The sequence below is a fragment of the Paraburkholderia sp. 2C genome (assembly GCF_054589215.1).
Genome location: NZ_BAAILL010000049.1, coordinates 98,913 through 123,171 on the forward strand (window position 1 = coordinate 98,913; position 24,259 = coordinate 123,171).

19 protein-coding genes are annotated in these 24,259 nt (G+C 63.3%); 4 read left to right on the plus strand and 15 right to left on the minus strand.

Annotation, left to right across the window (positions count from 1 at the left end):
• Positions 1 to 10: 10 nt before the first annotated feature.
• The 4 genes from ACYPXD_RS24790 to ACYPXD_RS24805 all read right to left on the minus strand — a co-directional run bounded on the left by ACYPXD_RS24790 (position 11) and on the right by ACYPXD_RS24805 (position 5,875).
• Positions 11 to 1,159: an acyltransferase family protein gene (locus tag ACYPXD_RS24790; protein WP_459717262.1), complete on the minus strand. Its 1,149-nt coding sequence runs from the start codon at positions 1,157 to 1,159 to the stop codon at positions 11 to 13.
• 419 nt (positions 1,160 to 1,578) lie between these two features.
• Positions 1,579 to 2,574 (minus strand): agmatinase, encoded by a 996-nt coding sequence (gene speB / locus ACYPXD_RS24795; protein ID WP_459717265.1) that lies wholly within the window; start codon positions 2,572 to 2,574, stop codon positions 1,579 to 1,581.
• Positions 2,575 to 2,629: 55 nt separating this feature from the next.
• A complete protein-coding gene (gene lolA / locus ACYPXD_RS24800) occupies positions 2,630 to 3,376 on the minus strand; it encodes an outer membrane lipoprotein chaperone LolA (RefSeq protein ID WP_459717267.1) in 747 nt (248 codons plus the stop codon).
• Between the two features lie 183 nt (positions 3,377 to 3,559).
• On the minus strand, positions 3,560 to 5,875 hold the full coding sequence (locus ACYPXD_RS24805) for a DNA translocase FtsK (RefSeq protein ID WP_459717269.1): 2,316 nt from the start codon (positions 5,873 to 5,875) through the stop codon (positions 3,560 to 3,562).
• Between the two features lie 465 nt (positions 5,876 to 6,340).
• Between ACYPXD_RS24805 and trxB the strand changes: the two genes are divergently transcribed.
• Positions 6,341 to 7,342, plus strand: a complete 1,002-nt coding sequence (gene trxB, locus ACYPXD_RS24810; RefSeq protein WP_459717271.1) for a thioredoxin-disulfide reductase — start codon at positions 6,341 to 6,343, stop codon at positions 7,340 to 7,342.
• A gap of 97 nt (positions 7,343 to 7,439) precedes the next feature.
• Here the strand turns inward: trxB and ACYPXD_RS24815 are convergent, their stop codons facing one another.
• Positions 7,440 to 8,996, minus strand: a complete 1,557-nt coding sequence (locus tag ACYPXD_RS24815; RefSeq protein WP_459717274.1) for a methyl-accepting chemotaxis protein — start codon at positions 8,994 to 8,996, stop codon at positions 7,440 to 7,442.
• Positions 8,997 to 9,396: 400 nt separating this feature from the next.
• Between ACYPXD_RS24815 and ACYPXD_RS24820 the strand changes: the two genes are divergently transcribed.
• Positions 9,397 to 9,663: a DUF4148 domain-containing protein gene (locus tag ACYPXD_RS24820; protein WP_459717276.1), complete on the plus strand. Its 267-nt coding sequence runs from the start codon at positions 9,397 to 9,399 to the stop codon at positions 9,661 to 9,663.
• Positions 9,664 to 9,708: 45 nt separating this feature from the next.
• Here the strand turns inward: ACYPXD_RS24820 and ACYPXD_RS24825 are convergent, their stop codons facing one another.
• Positions 9,709 to 10,263, minus strand: a complete 555-nt coding sequence (locus ACYPXD_RS24825) for a cytochrome b/b6 domain-containing protein (protein WP_459717279.1) — start codon at positions 10,261 to 10,263, stop codon at positions 9,709 to 9,711.
• A gap of 62 nt (positions 10,264 to 10,325) precedes the next feature.
• Positions 10,326 to 10,589 carry a PepSY domain-containing protein gene (locus ACYPXD_RS24830; protein WP_459717281.1) on the minus strand — a complete coding sequence of 88 codons (264 nt, stop codon included), beginning with the start codon at positions 10,587 to 10,589 and terminating at the stop codon, positions 10,326 to 10,328.
• A 260-nt stretch (positions 10,590 to 10,849) separates the two neighbouring features.
• Here ACYPXD_RS24830 and ACYPXD_RS24835 point away from each other — a divergent pair, with 260 nt between their 5' ends.
• On the plus strand, positions 10,850 to 12,250 hold the full coding sequence (locus ACYPXD_RS24835) for a DHA2 family efflux MFS transporter permease subunit (RefSeq protein ID WP_459717284.1): 1,401 nt from the start codon (positions 10,850 to 10,852) through the stop codon (positions 12,248 to 12,250).
• A 15-nt stretch (positions 12,251 to 12,265) separates the two neighbouring features.
• Here ACYPXD_RS24835 and ACYPXD_RS24840 read toward each other — a convergent pair whose 3' ends face one another.
• The 6 genes from ACYPXD_RS24840 to pgaA form a co-directional block, all read right to left on the minus strand.
• Complete coding sequence (locus ACYPXD_RS24840) at positions 12,266 to 13,471, minus strand: hypothetical protein (RefSeq protein WP_459717286.1); 1,206 nt, start codon at positions 13,469 to 13,471, stop codon at positions 12,266 to 12,268.
• A 12-nt stretch (positions 13,472 to 13,483) separates the two neighbouring features.
• Positions 13,484 to 15,313, minus strand: a complete 1,830-nt coding sequence (gene glmS, locus ACYPXD_RS24845; protein ID WP_459717288.1) for a glutamine--fructose-6-phosphate transaminase (isomerizing) — start codon at positions 15,311 to 15,313, stop codon at positions 13,484 to 13,486.
• A 21-nt stretch (positions 15,314 to 15,334) separates the two neighbouring features.
• Positions 15,335 to 15,799 (minus strand): hypothetical protein, encoded by a 465-nt coding sequence (locus tag ACYPXD_RS24850; protein WP_459717290.1) that lies wholly within the window; start codon positions 15,797 to 15,799, stop codon positions 15,335 to 15,337.
• Between the two features lie 19 nt (positions 15,800 to 15,818).
• Entirely contained in the window at positions 15,819 to 17,150 is a 1,332-nt protein-coding gene (gene pgaC / locus ACYPXD_RS24855) for a poly-beta-1,6-N-acetyl-D-glucosamine synthase (protein WP_459717292.1), read from the minus strand.
• 69 nt (positions 17,151 to 17,219) lie between these two features.
• Positions 17,220 to 19,274 carry a poly-beta-1,6-N-acetyl-D-glucosamine N-deacetylase PgaB gene (gene pgaB / locus ACYPXD_RS24860; protein WP_459717295.1) on the minus strand — a complete coding sequence of 685 codons (2,055 nt, stop codon included), beginning with the start codon at positions 19,272 to 19,274 and terminating at the stop codon, positions 17,220 to 17,222.
• Between the two features lie 6 nt (positions 19,275 to 19,280).
• The gene (gene pgaA / locus ACYPXD_RS24865; protein ID WP_459717297.1) at positions 19,281 to 21,311 is read right to left on the minus strand and encodes a poly-beta-1,6 N-acetyl-D-glucosamine export porin PgaA; all 2,031 of its coding nucleotides are present in this window, start codon (positions 21,309 to 21,311) and stop codon (positions 19,281 to 19,283) included.
• An 854-nt stretch (positions 21,312 to 22,165) separates the two neighbouring features.
• Between pgaA and ACYPXD_RS24870 the strand changes: the two genes are divergently transcribed.
• Positions 22,166 to 22,663 carry a universal stress protein gene (locus ACYPXD_RS24870; RefSeq protein ID WP_459717300.1) on the plus strand — a complete coding sequence of 166 codons (498 nt, stop codon included), beginning with the start codon at positions 22,166 to 22,168 and terminating at the stop codon, positions 22,661 to 22,663.
• A gap of 58 nt (positions 22,664 to 22,721) precedes the next feature.
• On the opposite strand, the gene ACYPXD_RS24875 is transcribed toward ACYPXD_RS24870, so the two are convergent.
• The gene (locus ACYPXD_RS24875; RefSeq protein WP_459718494.1) at positions 22,722 to 23,429 is read right to left on the minus strand and encodes a DUF899 family protein; all 708 of its coding nucleotides are present in this window, start codon (positions 23,427 to 23,429) and stop codon (positions 22,722 to 22,724) included.
• Positions 23,430 to 23,483: 54 nt separating this feature from the next.
• Positions 23,484 to 24,143: a glutathione S-transferase family protein gene (locus ACYPXD_RS24880; RefSeq protein WP_459717302.1), complete on the minus strand. Its 660-nt coding sequence runs from the start codon at positions 24,141 to 24,143 to the stop codon at positions 23,484 to 23,486.
• Positions 24,144 to 24,259 lie beyond the last annotated feature (116 nt).

The window sequence follows — 24,259 nt, forward strand, 5'->3', positions numbered from 1 at the left end:
GGCGGCCCCGTCAATACGTTTGATTGGCGCTCGCGGCACCTGCGCTTCTGCGCGCGGCCAGGAACTGGCCGAGCATGATCGTGCGGCGCTCAATCAGCAGATACATGGCGGTCGCGACCGGAATCTCGAGCACGGCTGCCGTGATAATCGAGCGCCACATGGTGCTGGCAGACGGCATCAGATGAATCACCGTCAGCAGCACGATCGTATGGGTGAGATACAGGCTGTACGAGATCTGGCCGAGAAACGCGAACGGCCGCGCCTCGAGTATCGAGGCAAAGCGCGCCGAGACGAGCGATGTGCAGATCAATCCAGCAGAGCCCGCGGTAACGAGCCAGTCGTACAGAAACTGACCGGCCGCCCCCAGCTTCATCGACAGCGCTCCGCGCGACAGGAAATACAGCAGCAGCGAGACGACCAGCACCGGACGCAGGCGGCCTTTTTTCATCAGCCACTGGCGCCACGCCGCGCGATGCACGGCAAGCACCGCGCCGACCACGAACATGCCGACGTAGTGCAGCGTCATCGGCCAGTCGCCGCCGAAATTCGCGCCCTGCGGATCATCGCCTTCGAGCAGGATAAGCGCGAACGACACGACCGAAACGCACAGCGCGACGGTAATTGAAGTACGCGCCGATACGCGCGCGACCCATGCGACGACGAGCGGCATGACAACCGAAATCCGGAGTTCATATATGAGCGTCCAGATAACAGGAATCATCTGGCCTGCCCGGTATTTCCCGATAAAGAGCAGATGGTCCGCGATCTCTGTCCCGGTAAATGGCCCGCTCCATACCTCATTGCCCCAACCGCCAAGCCATTTGATTGGCTTCACATCGATCGCATTCACGATCGAAAAAGTCACGACCAGCACCACCAGATACGGCAAATAAATCCGGCAAATCCGTTTGACCAGGAAATCTTTATATGAAATACCGCGGCTCGAGCGCAGTTGCAATGTCAAAACGAAACCGCTCAGGATAAAAAAGAGAATAACTGCCTGATGCCCTAGCGAGTTGACGCGGAAAGGCGACTGGGAAGCCCATTCAAGCGGGCCTACCAGGGCGAAATGACTCACCACCACCGACAGCGCAGCGACGCCGCGTAGCGCATCGAGCTGATGGTAATGCTGACGATCGGAAAGGCTCGGTTCTTTCATCCGTTGAATACCCGCGGCGAAGAACAGGCGCAAATAGGCATGCGAAAAGCGCGCTCGCAAGCGCGCCCATCGTCAAGGGGTTTTTTAAGGACCCGCCTGCTCAGGTGTTCGTTATTGATATGTTTAATTGCCCCAGCGGCTGGCGTGAAGGGCTGAATAACTTTCTAATACTTTTAGTTTTTTATATTTTTGTCGAATCAGATTATGCGTGAAAGGATCACCGCTTGCGGTGATGACCGATCGGGTCGTTCCCTGTTTCTTTTACAGGTCATTCCGACCACTTTACGATTATTCGGCAATTGCAGCGTGGCGCGAAATATATGATTATTTCTCGACATTGCAAATCAAGACAGTTCAAGCAATTCAGCCGATTTTTTCTCGGCGTTAACTTGCACGATATGCAAGTTTTCCGCCGCCTCTCAACGCGCTCGCGCCGCCCGATATTCCACACCCGGCAGCACGCACAAGAGTTCGAATGCGAGGTTCGCCCCGAGCAACGCGGTCGTGCCGAACGGATCGTACGGCGGCGCGACTTCGACGAGATCCGCGCCGATCACATTGAGCCCATGCGCGCCGCGAATGATCTCGAGCGCCTGAGGCACGGTAAGGCCGGCGATTTCCGGCGTGCCGGTGCCGGGCGCGAAGGCCGGGTCGATCCCGTCGATATCGAAGGTAATGTACACAGGCGCGTCGCCGATCCGTTCACGCACGCGCGCCATTAGCGGCGCGAGCGAGTGGTTCCAGCAGGCTTCCGCCTGCACGACTTCGAAACCCTGGTCGCGGCACCAGTCGAAGTCTTCGGCCGCGTAGCCGGTGCCGCGCAAGCCGATCTGCACGACCCGCTCGCAGTCGAGCAGCCCCTCTTCGACCGCGCGCCTGAACGGCGTGCCGTGCGCGATCTTCTCGCCCATCATGGTGTCGTTGACGTCTGCGTGTGCGTCGATGTGAATCAGCGCGACCTTGCCGTGCTGTCGATGCATCGCGCGCAGGATCGGCAGCGCGATCGTATGGTCGCCGCCGAGCGTGATCGGCCTGGCGCCGTGCGCGACGATCTCGTCGTACGCGGTTTCGATGCGCGCGATCGAATCGTGCAGGTTATACGGGTTGATCGCGACGTCGCCAAGGTCGGCGACTCGCAGCGAATCGAACGGCGCGGCGCGCGTGGCCATGTTGTATGGCCGCAGCAGCACCGATTCGCTGCGGATCTGGCGCGGCCCGAAGCGCGCGCCGGTACGGTTCGACGTACCGAGGTCGAACGGCACGCCGACGAAACACGCGTCGAGCCCTTCCGGAGAGCCCGCGTTGGGCAAACGCATCATCGTGGTGATGCCGCCGCAGCGGGGCATAACGTTGCCCGATAGCGGCTGCGGGCGTTCGGACGACAACTCCGGGGCAACAAAGGACGACTTGGTCATCAAGCTTCACCCATGCGAAGTGGTGGGATGAATCCGATCGCCGCAGCCGACAAGCCTAGCCGTTGATCACGTCCGCCCCCTTCGGCACCGTGAACTTGAACGCATCGGCCGGCAGCGATGGATTCTTCTGAATATTCGAAAACTTCAGCAGCGTCACATTTCCGAACACGTCGTGCAGTTCCATCGCTTCGAGGTTGCCGTCGCGAAAGCCGATGCCGATGCGCTGAAACTGCGTGTCTTTCGATTTTGGCACCAGTTCGAGCCAGTCGATACCCGCTTTCACCCCAGCATCCTTCAACGTGAAGTTCTGCTCGAGATCGTTGCTGCCGAAGAGAATCGCCGCCGGACTCGCGCCCAGCGCGCCGCCGAGCGTACGTACGGTGACCTGGTTCAAATCCTTGTCGTACACGTAGAGCTTGTCCCCATCGGCCTGCAGCAGCTGTTCATACGGCTTCTGGTACTGCCAGATGAACTTGCCGGGCCGCGCGAACGAGAACGTGCCGCTCGATACGGTGTTGCCCTTCATGCCTTGCGTCGACAGCGTGCCGCTTGCGCCTTTCGCATTGCCCGGCACATGGATTTCGGTCTGCACGAAGTCGCCGCGGGCCGAATGAACCTGGGAGACAAACTGCTTCAACTGGTCGGTGCCGCTTGCCAATGCTTGCGACGCGACAAAGAGCGTCGCGCAAGCGGCCGCGCACGCCATGACACGGCCGGCGCGGCGCGCAAGCGCGTGCGCGAAGCCGCCGCGAACGCGGGAATCACCGAAGCGGGCGTCAAGCCCGCCGACGTAATGCTGCATCGATTTCTCTCCGTGGATAAGACAGGAAGCGCGGCTCGAAACGCCGCTGACGAGGGCCGTCACACGACGGCGCGGCCGCTGGCCGTTCGCCGATAATAAGCGACGATAGCGACCTGAACGGCCCCTGAGCGCCCCCTGAGCGACCTGCGCGACCCATAAGCGCGCGCGCCGCTCAGGCGCCGATCATTCGGCCTCGCGCGCCGGTACAAGAATTTCGCGGTTGCCGTTCGACGACATTGCCGACACGAGCCCCGACTGCTCCATCTGCTCGAGCAGCCGCGCCGCACGGTTATAGCCGATCCGCAGATGCCGCTGCACGAGCGAGATGGACGCGCGGCGGTTCTTGATGACGATTTCCACCGCCTGGTCGTAAAGCGGGTCGGCTTCGCCACCGCCCGCGCCGCCGGCCGCGCCGTCGACCGAGCCTTCATCGCCTTCGCCCGATACACCGCCTTCGAGAATGCCCTCGATATAGTTCGGCTCGCCCTGTTCCTTGAGCTTGTCGACGACGCGGTGCACTTCGTCGTCGGATACGAACGCGCCGTGCACGCGAATCGGCAAACCGGAGCCCGGCGGCAGATAAAGCATGTCGCCCATGCCGAGCAGCGATTCGGCGCCCTGCTGGTCGAGAATCGTGCGCGAGTCGATTTTCGACGACACCTGGAACGCCATCCGCGTCGGCACATTGGCCTTGATCAGGCCCGTGATCACGTCGACCGACGGACGCTGCGTCGCGAGAATCAGGTGAATGCCGGCCGCCCGCGCCTTCTGCGCGATCCGCGCGATCAGCTCTTCGACCTTCTTGCCGACCACCATCATCAGGTCGGCGAGTTCGTCGATCACGACGACGATATTCGGCAACCGCGCCAACGGCTCCGGATCGTCGGGCGTCAGGCTGAACGGGTTCGGAATCTTTTCCTCGCGCTTCGTCGCTTCGTCGATCTTGTTGTTGTAGCCCGCGAGGTTGCGCACGCCGAGCTTGCTCATGAGCTTGTAGCGGCGCTCCATCTCGGCAACGGTCCAGTTCAGCGCATGCCCCGCCTGCCGCATATCGGTGACGACCGGACACAGCAGATGCGGAATGCCCTCGTAGACGCTCATTTCGAGCATCTTCGGGTCGATCAGGATCATGCGGACCTGCTCGGCGCTCGCCTTGTACAGCAGCGAAAGAATCATCGCGTTGATGCCGACCGACTTGCCCGAACCGGTCGTGCCGGCCACCAGCAGGTGCGGCATCTTCGCGAGATCGGCGCAAACCGAATTGCCGCCGATATCCTTGCCGAGGCCCATCGTGAGCGGCGAGGCCGCGTCCGCATAAACCGCCGAGCCGAGAATTTCGGATAGACGCACCGTTTGCCGGCGCTGGTTCGGCAACTCGAGCGCCATGAAGTTCTTGCCCGGAATCGTCTCGACGACACGAATCGACACGAGCGACAGCGAACGCGCGAGGTCCTTCGCGAGATTGACGATCTGGCTGCCCTTCACGCCTGTGGCGGGCTCGATTTCGTAGCGCGTGACGACCGGCCCCGGATACGCGGCGACCACGCTCACGTCGACGCCGAAATCCTTGAGCTTCTTTTCGATCAGGCGCGACGTGAACTCGAGCGTGTCGGCCGAAATGGTTTCCTGCGAGACGGGCGCCGGGTCGAGCAGCGCGATCGGCGGCAGCGTCGAATCGCCGGGCAGATCGGTGAAAAGCGGTACCTGCCGTTCCTTTTCGACACGCACGGACTTCTCGGGCGTGACGACCGGCGGCACGATCGTGACCGGCTCGTGCTCCTCGATCTTCACGCGGCCCTGCTCGACCTTGCCCTCGCGCTTCACCGCCGCCGCTTCGCCGGCCTTGCGGTCGCGCACGGCTTCGCGGCGCAGCTTCGCGAGCGTGACCGCCGAAATGATCGATTCGCCGACGCGCTCGGCCGCCGAAAGCCACGAGAAACGGAAGTACAGCGACAAGCCGATCGCAAGCACGAGCAGCAGCGCGAGCGTGCCGCCCGTGAAGCCGAGCGCGTGCGACACCGCGCGCGCCACCGCCTCGCCGACCACGCCGCCCGGCGCGCGCGGCAGTTGCACCTTCAGCGACCACATGCGCAATGCTTCGATGCCGTCGCACGCCAGCAGCACGAGCACGAATGCGCCCGCTTCGGCGAGCCACGTGTGGTCGCGCGGCGCGTCTTCGTCGACCGGTTCGTTGCGGGTGATGCGGCGATAGTTCGCCGAGATGCGTCGTGCGAGCAGCACGACCCACCAGTAGGCGGACAGGCCGAACAGCAGCAGCAGGATGTCGGAAGTCCAGGCGCCGACGCGGCCGGCCCAGTTCGCGATGCGATCGACCTGCGCCGCATGCGTCCAGCTCGGATCGTGCCGGCTGTAGCTGACGAGAGCCATCAGCAGGAAGACGCCGAGCGCGACCTGCAGAATCCAGCGGATTTCGGTGAAGAGGCGCGACATCCGGTGAGGCAATGCCTGCGCGTTCGCGGAATAGGTAGCTTTTGCCATTGATCCTTAGCGTGTGCGACCGGTGCCGGCGTGCCGCGCTCAAGCCTCGCGCGTCGCGCTCAGGCCTCGCGCATCGAGTCCTCGCGTCGAGGCCTCTAATCAGGTCTCTCGTTGAGTCCCCGCACGAGTCCTTTCAGGCCGCGCTCCGGCGCCGCCCGGACCGCCGGTCGTTGATCGAGGGCTATTGTAAACGCACTGCCGAGCGCAAGGCTGTAAGTGACGGTAACGGACAACACCTTGTACCCGCTTTGTGCTGTTTTTGCGCGCTTCGCACCGATTCGCATCGCATGGACACACAAAACAGCGCATTCGCCGCGCGCCGTCCCTATCGATCCGATTGCAAAGCGCGATGAGGCGGGCAAACCTGGCGACCTTTATAATGCCGGTTTGGTTCCTATCTACTGCGCGACAGTGGTTATATGGGCCCTGCACCCGCGGGCCGAACGCTTTTTACGGATTTCGATCATGCCAGCATCCACGACAAAACACGCAAAGGTCCTGATTCTCGGTTCCGGCCCGGCCGGCTACACGGCGGCGGTCTATGCGGCGCGGGCCAATCTGTCGCCGGTGCTCGTCACGGGTCTCGCGCAGGGCGGGCAGCTCATGACCACGACCGACGTCGAAAACTGGCCGGCCGATCCGCACGGCGTGCAAGGTCCGGAGCTGATGCAGCGCTTCCTCGAACACGCGGAGCGCTTCAACACCGAGATCATCTTCGACCATATCCATACCGCGAAGCTCAATGAAAAACCGATCCGTCTGATCGGCGATTCGGGCGAGTACACGTGCGATGCGCTGATCATCGCGACGGGCGCATCGGCGCAGTACCTGGGTCTGCCGTCCGAAGAGCTGTTCATGGGTCGCGGCGTGTCCGCATGCGCGACCTGCGACGGGTTTTTCTACAAGCAGCAGCACGTGGCCGTGATCGGCGGCGGCAACACGGCGGTCGAAGAAGCGCTGTACCTCGCCGGCATCGCGAACAAGGTCACCGTGATTCACCGCCGCGACAAGTTCCGCGCCGAGCCGATCCTGATCGACCGCCTGCTCGAAAAGGAGAAGGAAGGGGTTGTCGAGATCAAATGGAACCACGTGCTCGACGAAGTGAAGGGCAACGACGGCGGCGTCAACGGCGTTCGCATCAAGCACATGCAAACGGGCGAGACGACCGACATCGACCTGCAGGGCCTCTTCGTGGCGATCGGCCACAAGCCGAACACCGACATCTTCGAAGGGCAGCTCGAGATGAAGAACGGCTACATCATCACGAAGTGCGGGCTGCAAGGCAACGCAACGGCGACGAGCGTGCCGGGCGTGTTCGCCGCCGGCGACGTGCAGGACCATGTGTACCGCCAGGCCATCACGAGCGCGGGCACCGGCTGCATGGCCGCACTCGATGCGCAGCGTTACCTCGAGAGCGTCCACGAATCGATCGGCGAGCGCGCGATGAGCGCCGAGGCGGACCGGTAAGCTGAACCGGCGCGGCCGGGTCCGCGCCGGTCTCTCAACAAAGCTGATACAAAGGGCCGCTGCCTGGGTAGTTCCAGCCAGGCAGCGGCCCTTTACGTTAAAACGCCTGCGCCCCGGTCCTGAACACACTGACCACGCCGTTCATCCGCTCCGCCTGTTCGCGCAACGATGCCGCGGCGGCGGCAGCCTGTTCGACGAGCGCCGCATTCTGCTGCGTGACCGAATCCATTTGCGTCACGGCCTGCGTGACCTGCTCGATCCCATCGCTCTGCTCTTCCGATGCCGCGGAAATCTCGACGGTAATCTCGCTCACGCGCCGCACCGCCTCGTTGATCTCCTCCATCGTCCGGCCCGCGCGGCCGACCAGTTCGGTGCCGTTACTGACGCGCTCCACGGATTTATCGATCAACGCCTTGATCTCTTTCGCCGCCGCCCCGCTGCGCTGAGCGAGCGTGCGCACCTCGCCCGCCACGACCGCGAAGCCGCGCCCTTCCTCGCCCGCGCGCGCTGCTTCGACGGCCGCGTTCAGCGCGAGAATATTCGTCTGGAACGCGATACCTTCGATCACGCCGATGATGTCGGCAATCTGCCGCGAGCTGCCGTTGATCTCGCCCATCGTCGACACGACCTGCGAAATCACGTCGCTGCCGGTCTGCGCGACGCTCGTCGCCTCGCGCGCGAGGTTCGTCGCCTGGCGCGCGTTTTCGGTGTTCTGACGCACGGTCGACGTAAGTTCGGTCATGCTGGACGCCGTTTCGCCAAGCGACGCGGCCTGCTCCTCGGTCCGTTGTGACAGATCGATATTGCCGGCCGAAATCTGCTTGGTTGCCGTCGCGATCGACTGCGCGCTATCGCGCACCGCGGCGATCGTCCCGGTCAGCCGCGTTTGCATCGACTGCAGCCCTTCCATCAGGCGGCCCATTTCGTCGCGCGACCGCACGTCGATGCGATGGCTCAAGTCGCCATCGGCGATCTGCCGGAAGTGAAGCAACGCATCGCCGAGCGGCCCCGTGATCGACTTCTGCAGCGTGTACCACGCAAACGCCGCCATCGCGAGACCCACCGCGAGACCCGCGGCCGCGATCGCCAGAATCGCGTCGAAACGCTTTTGCGCCGTCTCATAGAGCGCACGCGCCTGATCGGCCTGCATCGCCTCGAGTTGCGCGGTGCGGTCGGTCACCTCGTTGAACGGCGTGGTCATCTTGTGCGCGATCAGTTCGCTCAGCGCGGCCGTATCGTGCCGATCGATCGCCGCATACACCTGCGCAACCGGACCCGACATCGCCGCGGCGCGCTTCGCTTCGACTTCATCGCTGAGGCGCGCCTCATCGGCGCCGGCGGGCAGCGCGCGATAGGTCTGCCATGCCTTGTCGGCGACATCGAACTGCTCTTGAGCGCGCTGCCGCAGATTCGCGACGTCGGGGCTATCGGGTTGCGCAGCGATGCGATCGAGCACGAGACGTCCGCGCGCAACGTAAAAATCGTACTTGCCCAGTGCACTCGCCGAAGCAAGCTGATCCGTATAGAGCTCTTTCTGATCGTTGTTGCTCATTGCGATGCCGACCACGCCGAGTACTGCGCCGACTGCCATCAGCACGCCGAGAAATCCCATCGCAAGGGCGAGACGGGTACGGATCGTGATATTTCTGAACATGAAAAAACCTCAGGAAAAGAAAGCGCGGCGAAAGGTCGCGCGCCACGGAAAGAATCCGTTCTCTTCGGTTTACGGCAGCCCCTCCGCGATGTGTAGGACGGTGTGAAGTCCAATCGTTACTGAATCGTCACTTCTTTGCGTCAGATCAAATTTGCACGCACGGATGCGGACCTGCGTGTGTGATGGCTTTCGCTTCGGTCAACGTGGTTTCGCGCAATGCCGCCGCATGATGCAGCCAGCGAAGCGAGTGCGATTCGACGGGAAGCATTCGTTCCTTGAAGTGTTGTGAAAGAGGCCACGCTATCGTCGACGCGATGTCCACCGAGGACATTGGCGATCGCGAAGGCCGGCCCCTCGTAATCGTTGTATCTGCAACTGCTTTGAGGAAAAGGAGAACATGATGAAGAACATCCGTCTCGCTGCTGTCTGCGCATCGGCGCTCGTATTCGTTTCGTTCGGCGCGCAGGCGCAGTCGTCGAGAGTGACGCGTGCCCAGGTCAATGCCGAACTCGCGCAACTGGAAGCCGCCGGTTACATGGGCGAAAAGACGACCTATCCAGATCGTCTGCAAGCCACTCAACGCCGCATCGAAGCGACGAGCGCCGCGCAAATGAACAATGCCGCGGGCGGTTATGGCGGCGTCGCACCGGGTAGTTCGAGCCAGTAACACATAAAAAAGGCAGCAAACGCCACGCGCGCCATGCTGCCTTCGCTAACCTCGCCGCCTTTCGTCTGGTCGCGCCTGGCGGCGCTTGTGCTTGTAACCGGTCAACATCGCTGCAATCAGATTCTCGCGTGTCCAGACGCTCATGACGATCGCCGCGGCAATATGAATACACACGCAGACTTCGAGTGCGACCGCGAGCAGCGTGTGAATTTCCTGGGGCCAGTCTTCACCCCAGAACGCATCGAGGCGCATCAGCCAGCCCGTCAACGCAAGTGCGATCACCAGTGCCCAAAGCGTCAGCGCCATCAATGCGCCAAGCGGGTTGTGCGACAGATAATGCGACGGCTTGCCTGACGCAAGCGAGCGCAGATATGCAAGCAGATGCGAACGCGTCGGCCACCACGCGGAGAAGCGCGCATAGCGTGCGCCGACCACGCCCCATACGATACGCACACCGACCAATGCAGCCGCCGCATAGCCGAGCTTGCGATGCAGCGGATCGGTCGGGCCGAACAGATTCCAGATCACGATGCCCGCGACGACCCAGTGCGTGAGTCGCACCCACCCGTCCCAGATGCGGATTCGATCGGTGTCTGACATCGCGGGCAATGAGGAAAAGTGATCGCGCGCTCAGCCGCGAGTGGCGGCAACAGGCGACGGGCTCAGTCGATTTCCGACTTCACGACATCGAGCGTTTTCGTATCGAAGTAAATTTCGACCTTCTTGCCCTCCTTGTTCGTGCCGTAGATCTCGTAGCAGTGGCCATCGACCTTGAACTTTTTGATCTTGTAGCCCTGCCCTTGGAGTTGCGCGCGCGCGTCGGATTCTTTCATCCATTCGTCTTTCGGATGCGCGGTGCAATCCGCCTTCGCGAACGCCGCACCCGAAAAACCGACCGCCACCATTACCGCCATCGTCTTGAGCATCTGAAACCTCATCGTCAGTTAATCGAAAGATGACTGTGCCACAGATGAGAACAGTTCTCAATGAGACGATTCAACAGTCGGTGAGAGATATTTCTTACCTTTTCAAATGTGTTAAGCGGGTTTTCCATAAGCGCGTTTACCGCTAAAATGTCGACACTTCTGCCGAAGTCGCGTCGCCACCCGCCCCCTCCCCGCGGGTCTCGAGCAACGCATCTTTCGGCTAGCCTACGGCGCGACGCACGCTCGCCCAATCGTTTTCAATGACCAAAGATTCCAAGCACACCGCGTTGCTATGGATCGTCGCCACCGGCTTCTTCATGCAAGCGCTGGACACGACGATCGTCAACACCGCTCTACCCTCCATTGCCCGCAGCCTGGGCGTCCCCGCACTCGCGCTGCAGCCGATCGTCGTCGCGTACACACTTACGATGGCGCTGCTGACCCCGGCATCGGGCTGGCTCGCCGATCGCTTCGGTACCCGGCGCGTCTATTTCGTCGCGATCCTGCTGTTCGTGATCGGTTCGTTGTGCTGCTCGAGTGCGCACACGCTCGGTCAACTGATCCTCGCGCGCGTGCTGCAAGGCATCGGCGGCTCGATGCTGCTGCCGATCGGGCGCCTCGCGGTGCTGCGCACCATCACCGGCGAACAATACGTATCGGCGCTCGCGCTGATCTCGGTGGCGGGCCAGGTAGGTCCGATTCTCGGCCCGACGCTCGGCGGCTGGTTCGTCGAAGCATTCTCGTGGCACTGGATCTTTCTGATCAACGTACCGATCGGCGCGGTCGGCGTGATCGCGGTCAATCGCTATCTGCCCGACGGCGTATCGCGCGACGCCCCGCCGTTCGATATGATCGGCTGCGCGCTGCTGTCGCTATGCATGGTCGCGTGTTCGCTTGCGATCGATGTGCCGATGGAGACGCATCGCGCCGAATGGTCGGCGGGCCTTTTCGTGGTGGGCCTCGCGGCGGCGCTCGTGTATATCCCGTATGCGCGGCGCGCGAAGAATCCGCTGTTCCGTCTCGGGCTCTTTCGCGAACCGAACTTTAGCGTCGGGCTGATCGGCAATCTCGTGTGCCGGATCGGTTCGAGCGCCGTGCCGTTTCTCGTCCCCTTGCTGCTGCAACTGCAGCTCGGCTATACGCCGCTGCATTCCGGGCTCATGATGCTGCCGTCCGCGCTCGCGGGCACGATCGCGAAACGCTGGATCGCGCCGCTGATCCGCCGCTACGGCTACGAAGCATTCCTGCTGGTGAACACGCTGATTGTCGGCAGCTCGATCGTTGCGTTCGCACTCTTTTCGCGCGGCACGCCGATTGCCATCGAGATCGCCGTGCTCGCGATCTTCGGCGCGGCAAACTCGATGCAGTTCGCCGCGATGAACAGCGTCACACTGAAAGGCCTGACGATCGCCGACGCGGGCAGCGGCAACAGCCTCTTTTCAATGGTGCAGATGCTCGCGATCGGCCTTGGCGTGTCGATCGGCGGCGGCCTCGTCAATCTGTTTACCGGTCAATGGGGCTCGGCCGCGCTCGGCTTCAGGCTCAGCTTCGCCTGCGTCGGCGCGATCACACTGGTGTCGGCACTGGTGTTCCGGCGGCTCGACAATGAAACGGGACGTCCGGTGCCGATCGCCACGCGCACCGCGCAACGCCAGGGCTAAGGCGATGTCGAACCCCTAACGCCCGCAGCGGTCCGCCGCCGTCGCGGGCCGCATCGCCTTCAGATCGAACTCCGCTTCTTTCGGCCCCTGCTGCGTGAGCGTGACCCAATGCAGCGCAGTCGGCGAACGGAGCAGTCCGAGGCTGCCCGTCTCGCCCCATTTGACCGGCGAGCGCTGCGAGCCCGCCAGTTCGACCGACGCGGGCCCAAGCTTCAGATCGAGCAGACGCCCATCCTGGCTCGGCACAAATGCGTGATCCCCCACCACCGCGATGCTCGACTCGCGCACCGACGCCGGCATGCACGCGAGCGTCGCGGTCGTCTCGCCCGTTTCGTCGATCAGTTGCGCGAAGCCTTTGCCGTCGAATCCCGTGGCCACCACGAGAAAGCGATCGAGCGCCGGCACGTACCCGGCCGCATAGGTGTAATAGCGCAAGCTCGGCGCCAGCACGCGCGCTTCGGTCAGCGATCCATCTTCCGCATTGAACACCGCCGACTTCAGCCGCGCATAGGTCGCACCCGGCACGAACTGCTGCCAGACCAGCAACGCATGCGTAGGCGAGCCGGCAATCATCGGCCACCATTCGCGCACGCGCGGCGCGACGTCGACGGACTTCAGCAATGTGCCGTCCGCGTCATAAGTTTTCAGATAAACGCCATTGCCGGTGCCGAGATTATCGACACCGCCGCCGTCGATCCAATCGTCGGAATAAAACACCACGAAGCGCGAGCCGACCGCCGCCGCATGACCCGAATGGCCGCCCGATTTCACATCGACCGGATACGGCTTCACGTCCTGGAGTTCGGAGGTATAGACGCCATATCGCTGGTTCACTTCATTCGGCGTGTTCCAGCCGTCTTCGAAACTGACCAGTATGCGGCCGGTGTCGTTCTGCGCAATCGACACCGGCTCCTGCGCTTCAGGACGACTGATGAAAATGCGTGGAGTCTCCAGATTGCGCTGCAGCGGCGACCAGCGCGCGACGTACACATCGTGCGTCCAGTTGCGGTCGCGCCCCGGTCCGCGCGGCGGCAAGCCCGAGCTGCTGAAAAATACCCACATGTTGCCGTGGCCGTCGCTCGCCGCACCGATGCCGTGCATATACGAACGCGGATCGACGGCCACCGCCCGCGCCCGGCTTGCGCCTTTGGTGGCTGCTATCGATACAGGAGAACTCAGACAGACGCCGAGCATCGCCGCAGCCACCAGCACGTTTCGCATGTTCAGGATCACTCATTCCACCGTGACGGACTTCGCGAGATTGCGAGGCTTGTCGACGTCGGTGCCCCGCACACACGCCGTATGATACGCAAGCAGTTGCAACGGCACGACATGCAATATAGGCGACAGCGGCCCATAGTGCGCGGGCAGCCGGATCACGTTGACGCCTTCCTCGCGGTCGATCGGCGCATCTTCGTCGGCGAACGCATAGACCAGTCCACCGCGCGCCCGCACCTCCTGAATATTCGACTTGAGCTTCTCGACCAGCGCGTCGTTCGGCACGATCGTCACGATCGGCATCTCGTTCGTCACGATTGCAAGCGGGCCGTGCTTCAGTTCGCCTGCCGGATAAGCCTCCGCGTGCACGTACGAGATTTCCTTCAGCTTGAGCGCGCCTTCGAGCGCGATCGGGTAATGCAACCCGCGCCCGAGGAACAGCGCATGCTCGCGGCGTGCGAAGTCCTCGGCCCAGTGCACGATCTGCGGCTCGAGCGCGAGCACGCCATTGACCGCGGCCGGCAAACGATGCAACTGATCGAGCCAGCGCGCCTCGTGCTCGGCATCGGCGATGCCGCGCTGCTTCGAAAACGTCGCGGCCAGCATGAACAGCGCAACAAGCTGCGTCGTAAATGCCTTGGTCGATGCCACGCCGATCTCCGGCCCGGCGCCGGTCAGATATTGCAGATCGGTCAAGCGCATCATCGAGCTATGCGCGACGTTGCAGATCGCCAGCGAATGCTTGTGGCCGAGCTGCTGCGCGTGCCTGAGCGCAGCGAGCGTATCGGCGGTCTCGCCCGATTGCGATACCACGACCACGAGCGCGCGCGGATTCACCACGCTATCGCGATAGCGGTACTCGCTTGCCACTTCCACTTGCGTCGGCAGGCCCGCCAACGACTCGAACCAGTACTTCGCCGTCAGCGCCGAGTAGTAGCTCGTCCCGCACGCGAGAATCAACAGCGAATCGACCTGTTCGAACACACGTGGAGCGTTAACGCCAAACAGCGCCGGCGTCAACGCATTGACACGCTCGGTGGCATCGGCAAGCACCGACGGCTGCTCGAAAATCTCCTTTTGCATGTAATGCCGGTACGGCCCGAGTTCGGTCGTGAAGTGGCTCGCGCGTTGCGTCTGCACTTCGCGGCGCACCACCTCGCCGCCGCAATCGACGATCTTCACCGCTTCGCACGTGAGCACCGCGACATCGCCTTCCTCGAGATAGACGAAGCGGTCCGCAGTGCCCGCGAGCGCCATCGGATCCGACGCAAGATAATTGCCGCGATCGGTCAATCCGACGACGAGCGGCGAGCCCGCGCGCGCACCGATCACGAGACCCGGATCGCTCTTCGCGAACACCGCGATCGCATACGCACCGCGCAGCCGGCGCAGCGAGCGCCGCACGGCAACCAGCAGATCGCGCGTCGGGTCCTGCTTGCGCGTGTGATGAATCAGATGCGCGATCACCTCGGTATCGGTCTCCGAGTCGAACGCATAGCCGAGCGTCTTCAGTTCCTTGCGCAGCGCCTCGTGATTTTCGATGATGCCGTTGTGCACGAGCACGACTTCGCCGCACGAAAAGATCGGATGTGCATTGTCGGTGACCGGCGCACCATGGGTGGCCCAGCGCGTATGCGCCACGCCGATCGTGCCCGACAGCCCCGCAAAGTCGACCTGCTCCGAAAGATCCGCGACGCGCTCGACACTGCGCACGCGGCGCGGCACGCCATGCTGCAACACTGCGACGCCGCACGAGTCGTAGCCCCGGTATTCGAGGCGCCGCAGCCCTTCGGTAAGCACCGGCACGACATCACGCCTCGCCACTGCTCCCACTATCCCGCACATAGTGTTTTCTCCCTCTTATAGTCACGCGGTTTGCCGCGCATATTCCGGCATCGAGACGACGTGCGAAATCATTCCGTCGTCGTCGTGAAAAGCGACGAGGCAGCGCCCCGCCGCGACCGTGACCGGCAACTCCGGTTGCAGCGGCACCGAGGCTTCGTCCGCTGCGCGCGCGCCGTCATGCATGCGGCGCAGACGCCCCGAATGAAAGAGGTCGATCTGGCGCGCGATGGTCCACACGATCAGCGTCGCGCTGACCGCCGCCACGCCGATGATGATCGGCACGAACGCCTCGAGCGACACTTCCTCGGGCGTGGCGTGCTCGAGGCACCAGCGGATATAGCGGACCGCGAGAAACCAGATGCCGAACACGAGCAGCGGACGAACCACGCGATACCACGCGACGAACTGCCATGCCCGGCTGCGCGTGCACTGCGTTTCGAACTCGGCGACGGACTGCTTCGATACGTCGATAATCGGGAAAGTCATGAGTGGCCTCCGTAGGGGGTTAGCTGCTTTGATCGACTTCGAGCGCGTTGCGATACGACGTTTGTGCCGCGAGTTCCGGCGCGGCGCTGCCGGCGGCGAGCGCAGTACCCGCACGGATTCCCCGGTCGGGGCTGATCCAGCGTGCGCGCTTGCGCCGCTTCATCATGACGCTCGGCAACGCGATCACCGACGCGATCATGCTGATCGCCCAGAACGCGGCCGGATACCAGACGGTGTCCGCGAAATAGCGCATGAGGTTGCTGTCGTAGCGGCGATCGATCAGGCATCCGATCAGAATCTGCAGACAGCAGGTGAGGAACAGCAGAATGCCGGTGCCGCGCGGCACGAAGCCGAAGCGCCACGCCTCGGGCATCGGCAGCAACGCGTTGCAAGCCATGATCGCGAGCGTGAACACCATGCAGTACGCCCAGACGATGCTGACCGCGTACTCGGCGAAAATCGGCCACATCATCAGGTTGCGGCGCGAGAGCACTTCGCCCGCATACTTGAATAGCACCTGAATGCCGCCCTTCGCCCAGCGCAGCCGCTGCCGGTACAGCCCGCGGAACGTCTCGGGCATCAGGATCCAGCTCAACGCGCGCGACTCGAAATGGATGAGCCAGCCGCTCACCTGCAGCTTCCAGCTGATATCGATGTCCTCGGTCAGCATGTCCGAGCTCCAGTAGCCGACTTCCTGCAGCGCGCGCTTGCGGAACATCGAGACCACGCCGGACACCGTCAGCAGGCGGCCGTACATATGCTGCGTGCGCTTGATCAGCCCGACGATCGACGAGAATTCGCCGACCTGCATGCGGCCGAGCAGCGACGAACGCGTGCGGATGCGCGGATTGCCGGTCACCGCGCCCACCGACGCGTTGTCGAGGAAATGGCGCAGCATCCAGCCGATCGCTTCCTCGTCGAGCAGCGAGTCGCCGTCGATACACATCAGATACTCTGCATCGCTGAGCATCGCGGCCGTGGTGAGGCCGATCGCCTTGCCTTCGTTCTGATGCTGATGCACGACGACGAGCTTCGGATACACATTCACCAGCTCGTTCAGAATCGCGCCGGTCGCGTCGCGGCTGCCGTCGTTGATCGCGATAATGTCGTAGTTCGGATAGTTGAGCTTGTCGAGGCTCGCAATCACCTCGCGCACGTTGTCGGCCTCGTTATAGCAAGGCACCACCACCGACACCTTCGGATAGCTCGTGAGCGTCGGCACGGCGAGCTTGCCGCCGTCCTTGCGTTCGACGAGCAGGTAGTGCAACAGGCCGCCCACCATCCACAGGTACGCCATCAGCAGCGGATAGTAGAAGACGAAGTTCGAGATCAGGTCCATCGCGTTTTTCATTGTTTTCCCCTTTTTGCCGGGCTGGCCCGCCGGGCCGGTCGCGAGGACCGGACCAGCGGGCGCGTATGGTCAGCCGAGCATCCCCTGGTTCGAGCGCAATGTGCTTTGCACCGACATCACGTCGCGCAGCATCGCCGTGTCCGGCTGGTTCGCGATAAAGTCGTCGGGCCCATAACCGAGATGCACGACGCCTGCCGCATTGAGCCGCTTCATTTGTGCGCGCAGCAGATTCGACGCAATCGGCCGCTGCGTCGCCGGATCGACGGCCGGCAGCTCGAACACGGTCCTCGTCGCCGCGTTCGGATGCGCGAGCACGGTCTTCGTGAGCGAGTCGAGCCAGCTGTTCGTCGCGCGCTCTTCGCGGCCCGCTGCCCGGTTGGCAGCCTGGTCCGGAAACGCGGCCAGCGCGACGAAGTCGTAGTTCGTGACGAACACGTCGAGGTTCTGCGCGAAATGGCGCTCGGCATCCGCATCGAACACGGCTTCGGCGGACAGCGCGCGCACGGTCAGCACGTTGCCGCCGCCCTGATACGCACGCACGTGCTGCGCAAGCTCCTGCGTGAACGCGGTCAGATACATCGTCTTGGCGCTCGCCCAGTGGCGCATGAGGCTGTCCGACGCATGAATGCGTGCGATATCGCGCGGCAGGCCCCACGTGGCATACGTGTCGGTCGCGGCGAGGCTCACGTCTTCGTATTCGTTGAGCGTCGCGTCCTCGCCGAACACGATGCCGTTGAAGCTCGCATAACGCGTGAGGTCGTCGTAGATGTCGCGGATCGTCGCGCGGGCGGTTTCGTCGAACGGGCTCAGGCGCGCGACGCGCGCATTGCCCATCGCGTTTTCGACGACGCGTCCGGCGGCCGGGTGGCCCGCCGGCAACTGGAACGCCAGCAGCGGCATGCGCGCATAGACCTGCACGCCAGCGCGCGTGATCAGTTGCCACGCGACGCGGTTGAACAGATCCGCGCGCATCGGCATATGCCGGCTCGGGAAATACACGGCGCGCGCCGCGCCCGTGCCGTCCGGGTCCGAATACGCCTTCAGGTAGACCGATTTCGGCTCGAGGTCCTTGATGCGGTCGAGCAGCCTGCCGAGCTTGTCCTCGCTCTTCGCCGGGTCCGGGTCGTACAGCTCGTCGAGCGACACGTTGACCACCCGCTCCACCGGATTTTTTTCGCCGCGATAGGCGCGCGCCACGCGCATCTGGCCGATCAGCGTGCCGACGTCCCAGTCGTACGACACCAGCAGGCGGCGCACTTTCGTGAGCGGCACGTCCGGCGTATTGGGGCCGTCGTCGAGCGTGAAGTGCACGCCCATGCCGAGCGCCTGCGACGCTTCGATCAGCGTCTGGTTGTACATCCCGTACGGCCACACCGCGGAGCGCACCTTGACGCCGGTCTTGGCCTGGATCAGCCCGACGCTGCGCTCGAGGTCGCCGTGAATCCGCGCGCGATACTCCTCGTCGGTTTCGTAGCGCTGCAGTTCGGGGTAGTACAGGTGCGCGCTTGCCGCCGGCAGCTCGTTGCCTTGCGGGTTCGCGAGCGCCCCGTGATGCATGTCGTGCGTGTGCGACGCGACTTCCACGAGGCCCGAGTCGGCCATCTCGCGCAGGTTGTCCCAGCTCATGAAGTAGCCGGGCTCCATCACGGACTTATGACTGATGCGCACCGGGTCGCCCGCCGGCGTATCGGTCCAGCGCGTCACGACGCCGATCAGCGCCGGATACTTGTATTGCTTGAGCAGCGGGAAGGCGCGCGTGTACTGGCTCTTGTACGCGTCGTCGAAGGTCAGCAGCACGGCGCGCGGCGGCAGACGCGGGCCGCCGTTGCGCGACGCCAGAATCTGGTCGACGCTCACCGGCTGGAAGTTATTGCCCTTGAGCCACGCGAACAGCATGTTCAGCGTGGCCGTGCTGATCGCGCAGGTATCGGCCACCGAGCCGATGTCCGCGTGCAGGTTGTCGCGTATGTCGTGAATCGCGAGCACGCGGAAGGTCAGACCGTCGTCGGCATCGGGCTGCGGCATCAGGTCGAGGTTGAAGCGCGACTGCGCGGCCTGCGCGGCGGGCACGGCCGACAACGCGGCGGCGAAAGCGAGAAAACGTCTGCGATTGAGCTTGTCCATGATGGCTCACAAGGGAATGTTGAGGTTCAGGTAAATGAGCTTGCTGGTCTCGCGGGTACGGTCCATCCGCTGGCTTGCCACCCCGATCCCGTAAGCGAGCGAGGCCCGCGTGCCGAGCTGCCATGCCTGCTCGAGACGCACTTCCCACAACCCGCTGTCGCCGACGTTGCTCTGCCGGTATCCGCCGAATGTGGCGTACACACGTTGCGCAAACGACTTGTCGGCGTTGCGCCACGGCGTCCACTGGTACATCGCGGTGACCTGAGCGGTGTAATCGCGCGGCGGACTGAAATAGACGGTGTTGGTCACCGTGTTGCTGCTCGTGTTGAACTCGACCCACGTCGAGATCTGATGATTCGGCGTATTGAGGAACCGCTCGTACCAGATCGCCGCCCACTGCTGGTTCAGGTTGGTGTCGCTGTAGCGGCCGACGCCGTACGACAGATCGAAGTAGCGGCGATCGTCCACCGAATAGCGCGCGCTCGCGCCGAGCGTGCGACCCGTGATGCCGGCCTGGTATGCCTTCCACGGCAAGCCGTTGCTGTTCGTGTCGAAGCCCGCCTGGAAATTCCAGTGGTCGTCGGGCGCGTAGCCCAAGGTGCCCGCGGCGCCCGTGTACGAGTTGCCGCCGGTCGAGTGATCGACCTCGGCTGCCGCATCGATGCCGTTCAGACGGAAGTCGGCGCCGATACCGTTACGCACGCGGCTCACGCTATCGCCGTCGCCGGTATCCGCACGTCCGCTGAACTGATGCGCGAACACGCGCCAGTACTGCGCGATCGGCTGCGAATACAGTTGCGTGTCGACGCCCCAGTCGTTGTCGGCAATGACCGAGTTGCCCTTCTGCCCGTTGGCGGCCACGATCAGTTGCGGACTCTTGTAGGCCTCGTAGTCGCGCTGAAATTTCTTGACCGTGTTGTTGTCGGGGAACTGATCGGCGAACGTCGCATTGACCTCGGCCGCGCGGTCGTACTGGTTCAGTTGCAGCGCGGTCTCGCCGAGACCGGCGAGCGTCTCGATATCGCCGGGGTGATCGACGAGCGTGCCCGCGTAGATCCGTTCGGCTTCGTGCGGCCGCTGCTGTACGAGCGACGCATCGGAGCGCGCGCTGATCAGCGCGGGATCGAACGGCGCCTCGTGCCGCAGCGCGTCGAGCGCCTCGACGCCTTCACGCGTGCGGTCCGTATACAACAGGTACTGCGCCTGCAGCTTTTTCACGCGGCCATAGTCTTCGTTGACGTCTTCCGGGTGTTCGGAAAGATCGGCGCGAATCGGCGTGCTCGCGGAAATCTGCTTCAGCAGTTGCTGCGCGTTGCCGTACCGGCCCGAATCGAGGTACGCGAAGAACAGCCCTTCCTGCACGTCGATGCGCTTCAACACGTGCGGTTCGACCGACGGCGTGAGCGGGTCGACCGGCGTTTGCAGCGCGCGTTCATAAGCGGGCGCCGCGAGCCGCGGCTTGTCGAGATACGTGTAGGCGTCGCCGGCTGCCGCATAGGTGCGCGCGGGCAGCGGCTCTTTCGAGATCGACAGCTGTTCGTAGAGCGCGGTGGCCTCCTTCATGCGGCCAACGCCCTGCAATGCGCCAACCCGTTCGGCCAGCACCGCGCGGCGAACCTCCACGTATTCGTCCCCATCGGGAATGCGCGTGAGCATGTCGTCGATATGCGCCAGGGCGGACTTCGTTTGAGAAAGCCGGTCGGGGTCGTCGCTTGCGATGGCCTGCTGCCGCCCCCAATGCACTTCGGTCACCACGACAAGCGATTCGATCTGCAAGAGGTCCTTCTGCGAAAACGCATCGGGACGCGTGCGCGCCTGTTCCAGCGCGACCTGCGGCGAGCCGCCGCCCGCCAGTTCGAATACCTGTCTGCGAATCTGGTCGCGATCGGTCATGATCTGGCCTTCTGCGACATTCCCCGGTGAATCCGCTGCGGCACTGGGCTGCGCGGCGCAGTAGTCGCGCGCGAGCAGCGCCAGCAGCAAGGCAGTCGCCTTGACTGCGGCACTCATGCGCCGGCTAGAGCGTCTGTTTTTCATGGTTCCTCGCTTGTCGGAGCCGCGCTCCAGACAAAGGAAGTCCCCGTGCCATGTTTGGCACAATTGAAAAACATCGGGGAATTCCTGGTCTCGCGTGCGGCGTTTATGTGCAGCGCTGCCAGGTGTCTCCTGAACGCGAGACCTCGGGTTAGCGCGGGCTCGCCTTAAGCGAGGTCTGTGCCAGAGCGACGCCGACCTTTTGCTGGCAGGGGAAACGTTGCAAACCATCGACGTGCATTCTCAGCACGCCGAAGAAACGTTTCATCGGTGAAAGTACGCTGGCACACACAGTGCAAGGGCCGGCCGCGCAGCGTGCCTGTCTGTACGAGGATTTCCGCAAGGGAAACCCCGCACATACTGGAGGTTGCTTGCGCGCACAACGGGTTTTGAAAAGCGTTTCATGAATGAACAGGCCACTGAAAAGCATGCCCGATTCATCAGCGGATATGAGGCGGCTTGCACCGGCAAACCCGCACATTGGCGCATGAATGATTTGCTGAATTCGTTTTTAGGCCAGGAAACAATGACCGCCACCGGGCTAAACGCAAATAAAACACTTCCGACAAGCTGTTTTCGCGGTATGCAATACGCGTGGCCCTAATTTCGCCGAATGCAACGCCATACGTTCGCTCGCGCACAGAATGCGCGGGCGGCGACAGCTTAATGTCTGGCTCGCGAAACTCAATTGTTGCGTTGCATCGCGCATGGCCGCCGCGATGCAACGCAAGCGGGTGCCTCTCATTCTTCGCTAATTCGCCGCGCCGATCATGCAGGTCATGGCTTCAGGCAACTCGTCATGCAAGCCTGCGGGTATCAACACGATCACGCGGTAGGACACGCAAGCGAGGCCCCAAATGGACAAGCACATTCTGGTTGCAATCGGCACCCGTCCCGATTCGATCACGCTGGAAGCAGCGCTCCGGCTCGCGCACGAAATCGGCGCGCGCGTCACCGCCCTCCATGTCGTCGATCCGGTGCCGCCGTATGTGGGCGCCGAGACCTGCGATTTCAGCGCGACGTTCGCGGCAATGGATGCGTACGGGCATGCAGTCGAAGCGCGCTGCCTCGAGGCGATCCGTCAGTCCGGCTGTGCCGGCGATGCGCGCTCGATCGTGCTGCCGATGTGCGGCAGCACGATCGGCCGCGCGATTGCCGACCACGCGCGCGAGATCGGCGCGGATCTGCTTGTCGTCGGTAACCGGCGGAAGTCGTTCCTGAGCTTCTTCCGCGAGAACCTGTATAAGGAGCTGCTGCGTCATACCGACACGCCGGTGCTCGTCGCAACCGATACGTTGCCAGCCGCGGCGGGCCGCGCGCTTGCGCTGCGGCCGCGTTATGCGCAGACGGTCTGACGGCTGACGCCACGAAGCAGGCGGCGTGAAGCAGAAGCGGCGCGATCCGGCCTAAGGATCAGCGGTATTCGAGCTTCGGATACCAGTCGGTGCCGCGTCCTTCGGGCGTCAGGTCGAGGATGGTCCAAAGCGGCATCGGATCGGGCGCGCCGCGCGGGTCCTGGCCGGGGTCCGCGGTCGAGAAGCCCATCTCGCTGCCCCAGAAATGGCGGATCGTGCCGTCGCGGCGTGTAAACACATTGATGGCGGGTTCATCGCCGCCTTCTTCCGAAATCGCGTAATGGTCGCGGCTGAAGTTGCCGTTCAGGTCCGAGTACAACGGCAGGTCGCGCCAGCCGCGCGCCTTCGTAAACGCGAGTACTTTCTGAAGCGGCGCCCGTGCGACGACGGCCAGTGCGACACGCTGCTGCAGGTCGGCCGCTTCGCCTTCCCAGGCGCTTAACAACGACGTGCACATCGGGCACGGACGCTCGCGCTGCGGGCCGAACATATAGCTATAAACAACCAGTGTCTGCCTGTCGCCGAAAAGCCCCGCGAAATCGACCGGGCCCCGCTCGCCTTCGAAGCGATAGTCGGCGGTGACCGTGCCGCCCGGCGGCAGGGCGCGACGCAATGCGGCGACACGCTCGATATGCCGGCGCAGCTCGATTTCTTCGGCAAGCAACGCGTTGCGGGCACGCCGGTATTCGGCGCTTTCATTGGGGAACGTCATCGTGTTGCGTTGTGCGAGTTCGACGGCGGGAACGAGGGTGGGCGTGTTCGCCATATCAATCTCCTGAGGAAGAAGTTCCATGCGGAACTCGTTGCATAGCTAAACGATTCAATCGCGGTCCGGCGCGCCCAGCGGAAAAAACGGCCGGTACGGCCGCGCCTCGTCGACCGCACGCGCGAACGAAGGCCGCGCAAGCAGCCGCTGCCGGTACGCGATCACATTCGGAAAGGCGGTGCCGATCCGATGCGTCCAGTCCGCATAAAACAGTGAAGGCGCCGCCGCGCAATCGGCAAGGCTGAAGTGCTCGCCCGCCGCCCACGTGCGATTCGCCATCGTGCGGTCGAGCCATGCGTAGGCCGTGTCGAGCATCGCGCGCGCATCGGCGACGCCGCGCGCGTCGCGCTCCGCTTCGGGCCGCAGGGCGTCGAAGACAATTTTCTGCTGCGGCGTCGAAACGTAGTTGTCGAAGAAACGGTCCATGGTCCGCACTTCGATCGCGGCACGGCGATCGTCGGGCACGAGCGGCACCGGGCCCGGATAGTGCAGGCCCAGATATTCGATGATGATGGTCGACTCGATCACCGTGCGGCCTTCATCGACCAGCAGGGGAAAGCGTTTGATGGGCCACAGCGCCGCGAATTCGCCGGCGATTTGCTGATGGTCGGGCGACAGCGCGCGCCATTCGAACGGCGTGCCGTTCTCATACAGCGCAATCAGGACCTTCTGGCAGTACGAAGAGAAAGGGTGGGCGTAGAGCTTGAGTGTCATCGGGCGTCACCTCCGGGGAACGTGCGTTGTTCAGGGCCTTTCGACTGAACGACGAACGAAACCGGAGGAAATCGACACGCGGTCCGAAAAATTCTGCCTTTACCGCCAGCCGGTCA

Excerpts from the sequence above, each read along its gene's own strand:
- ACYPXD_RS24825 (WP_459717279.1), bottom strand. The coding sequence starts at position 10,263 with ATGTCAGACACCGATCGAATCCGCATCTGGGACGGGTGGGTGCGACTC.
- pgaA (WP_459717297.1), bottom strand. The coding sequence starts at position 21,311 with ATGAAAAACAGACGCTCTAGCCGGCGCATGAGTGCCGCAGTCAAGGCG.
- ACYPXD_RS24840 (WP_459717286.1), bottom strand. The coding sequence starts at position 13,471 with ATGCGAAACGTGCTGGTGGCTGCGGCGATGCTCGGCGTCTGTCTGAGT.
- ACYPXD_RS24880 (WP_459717302.1), bottom strand. The coding sequence starts at position 24,143 with ATGACACTCAAGCTCTACGCCCACCCTTTCTCTTCGTACTGCCAGAAG.
- ACYPXD_RS24835 (WP_459717284.1), top strand. The coding sequence starts at position 10,850 with ATGACCAAAGATTCCAAGCACACCGCGTTGCTATGGATCGTCGCCACC.
- ACYPXD_RS24850 (WP_459717290.1), bottom strand. The coding sequence starts at position 15,799 with ATGACTTTCCCGATTATCGACGTATCGAAGCAGTCCGTCGCCGAGTTC.
- ACYPXD_RS24820 (WP_459717276.1), top strand. The coding sequence starts at position 9,397 with ATGAAGAACATCCGTCTCGCTGCTGTCTGCGCATCGGCGCTCGTATTC.
- lolA (WP_459717267.1), bottom strand. The coding sequence starts at position 3,376 with ATGCAGCATTACGTCGGCGGGCTTGACGCCCGCTTCGGTGATTCCCGC.
- ACYPXD_RS24830 (WP_459717281.1), bottom strand. The coding sequence starts at position 10,589 with ATGCTCAAGACGATGGCGGTAATGGTGGCGGTCGGTTTTTCGGGTGCG.
- pgaC (WP_459717292.1), bottom strand. The coding sequence starts at position 17,150 with ATGAAAAACGCGATGGACCTGATCTCGAACTTCGTCTTCTACTATCCG.
- glmS (WP_459717288.1), bottom strand. The coding sequence starts at position 15,313 with ATGTGCGGGATAGTGGGAGCAGTGGCGAGGCGTGATGTCGTGCCGGTG.
- pgaB (WP_459717295.1), bottom strand. The coding sequence starts at position 19,274 with ATGGACAAGCTCAATCGCAGACGTTTTCTCGCTTTCGCCGCCGCGTTG.
- ACYPXD_RS24875 (WP_459718494.1), bottom strand. The coding sequence starts at position 23,429 with ATGGCGAACACGCCCACCCTCGTTCCCGCCGTCGAACTCGCACAACGC.
- ACYPXD_RS24815 (WP_459717274.1), bottom strand. The coding sequence starts at position 8,996 with ATGTTCAGAAATATCACGATCCGTACCCGTCTCGCCCTTGCGATGGGA.
- ACYPXD_RS24790 (WP_459717262.1), bottom strand. The coding sequence starts at position 1,159 with ATGAAAGAACCGAGCCTTTCCGATCGTCAGCATTACCATCAGCTCGAT.
- ACYPXD_RS24805 (WP_459717269.1), bottom strand. The coding sequence starts at position 5,875 with ATGGCAAAAGCTACCTATTCCGCGAACGCGCAGGCATTGCCTCACCGG.
- trxB (WP_459717271.1), top strand. The coding sequence starts at position 6,341 with ATGCCAGCATCCACGACAAAACACGCAAAGGTCCTGATTCTCGGTTCC.
- ACYPXD_RS24870 (WP_459717300.1), top strand. The coding sequence starts at position 22,166 with ATGGACAAGCACATTCTGGTTGCAATCGGCACCCGTCCCGATTCGATC.
- speB (WP_459717265.1), bottom strand. The coding sequence starts at position 2,574 with ATGACCAAGTCGTCCTTTGTTGCCCCGGAGTTGTCGTCCGAACGCCCG.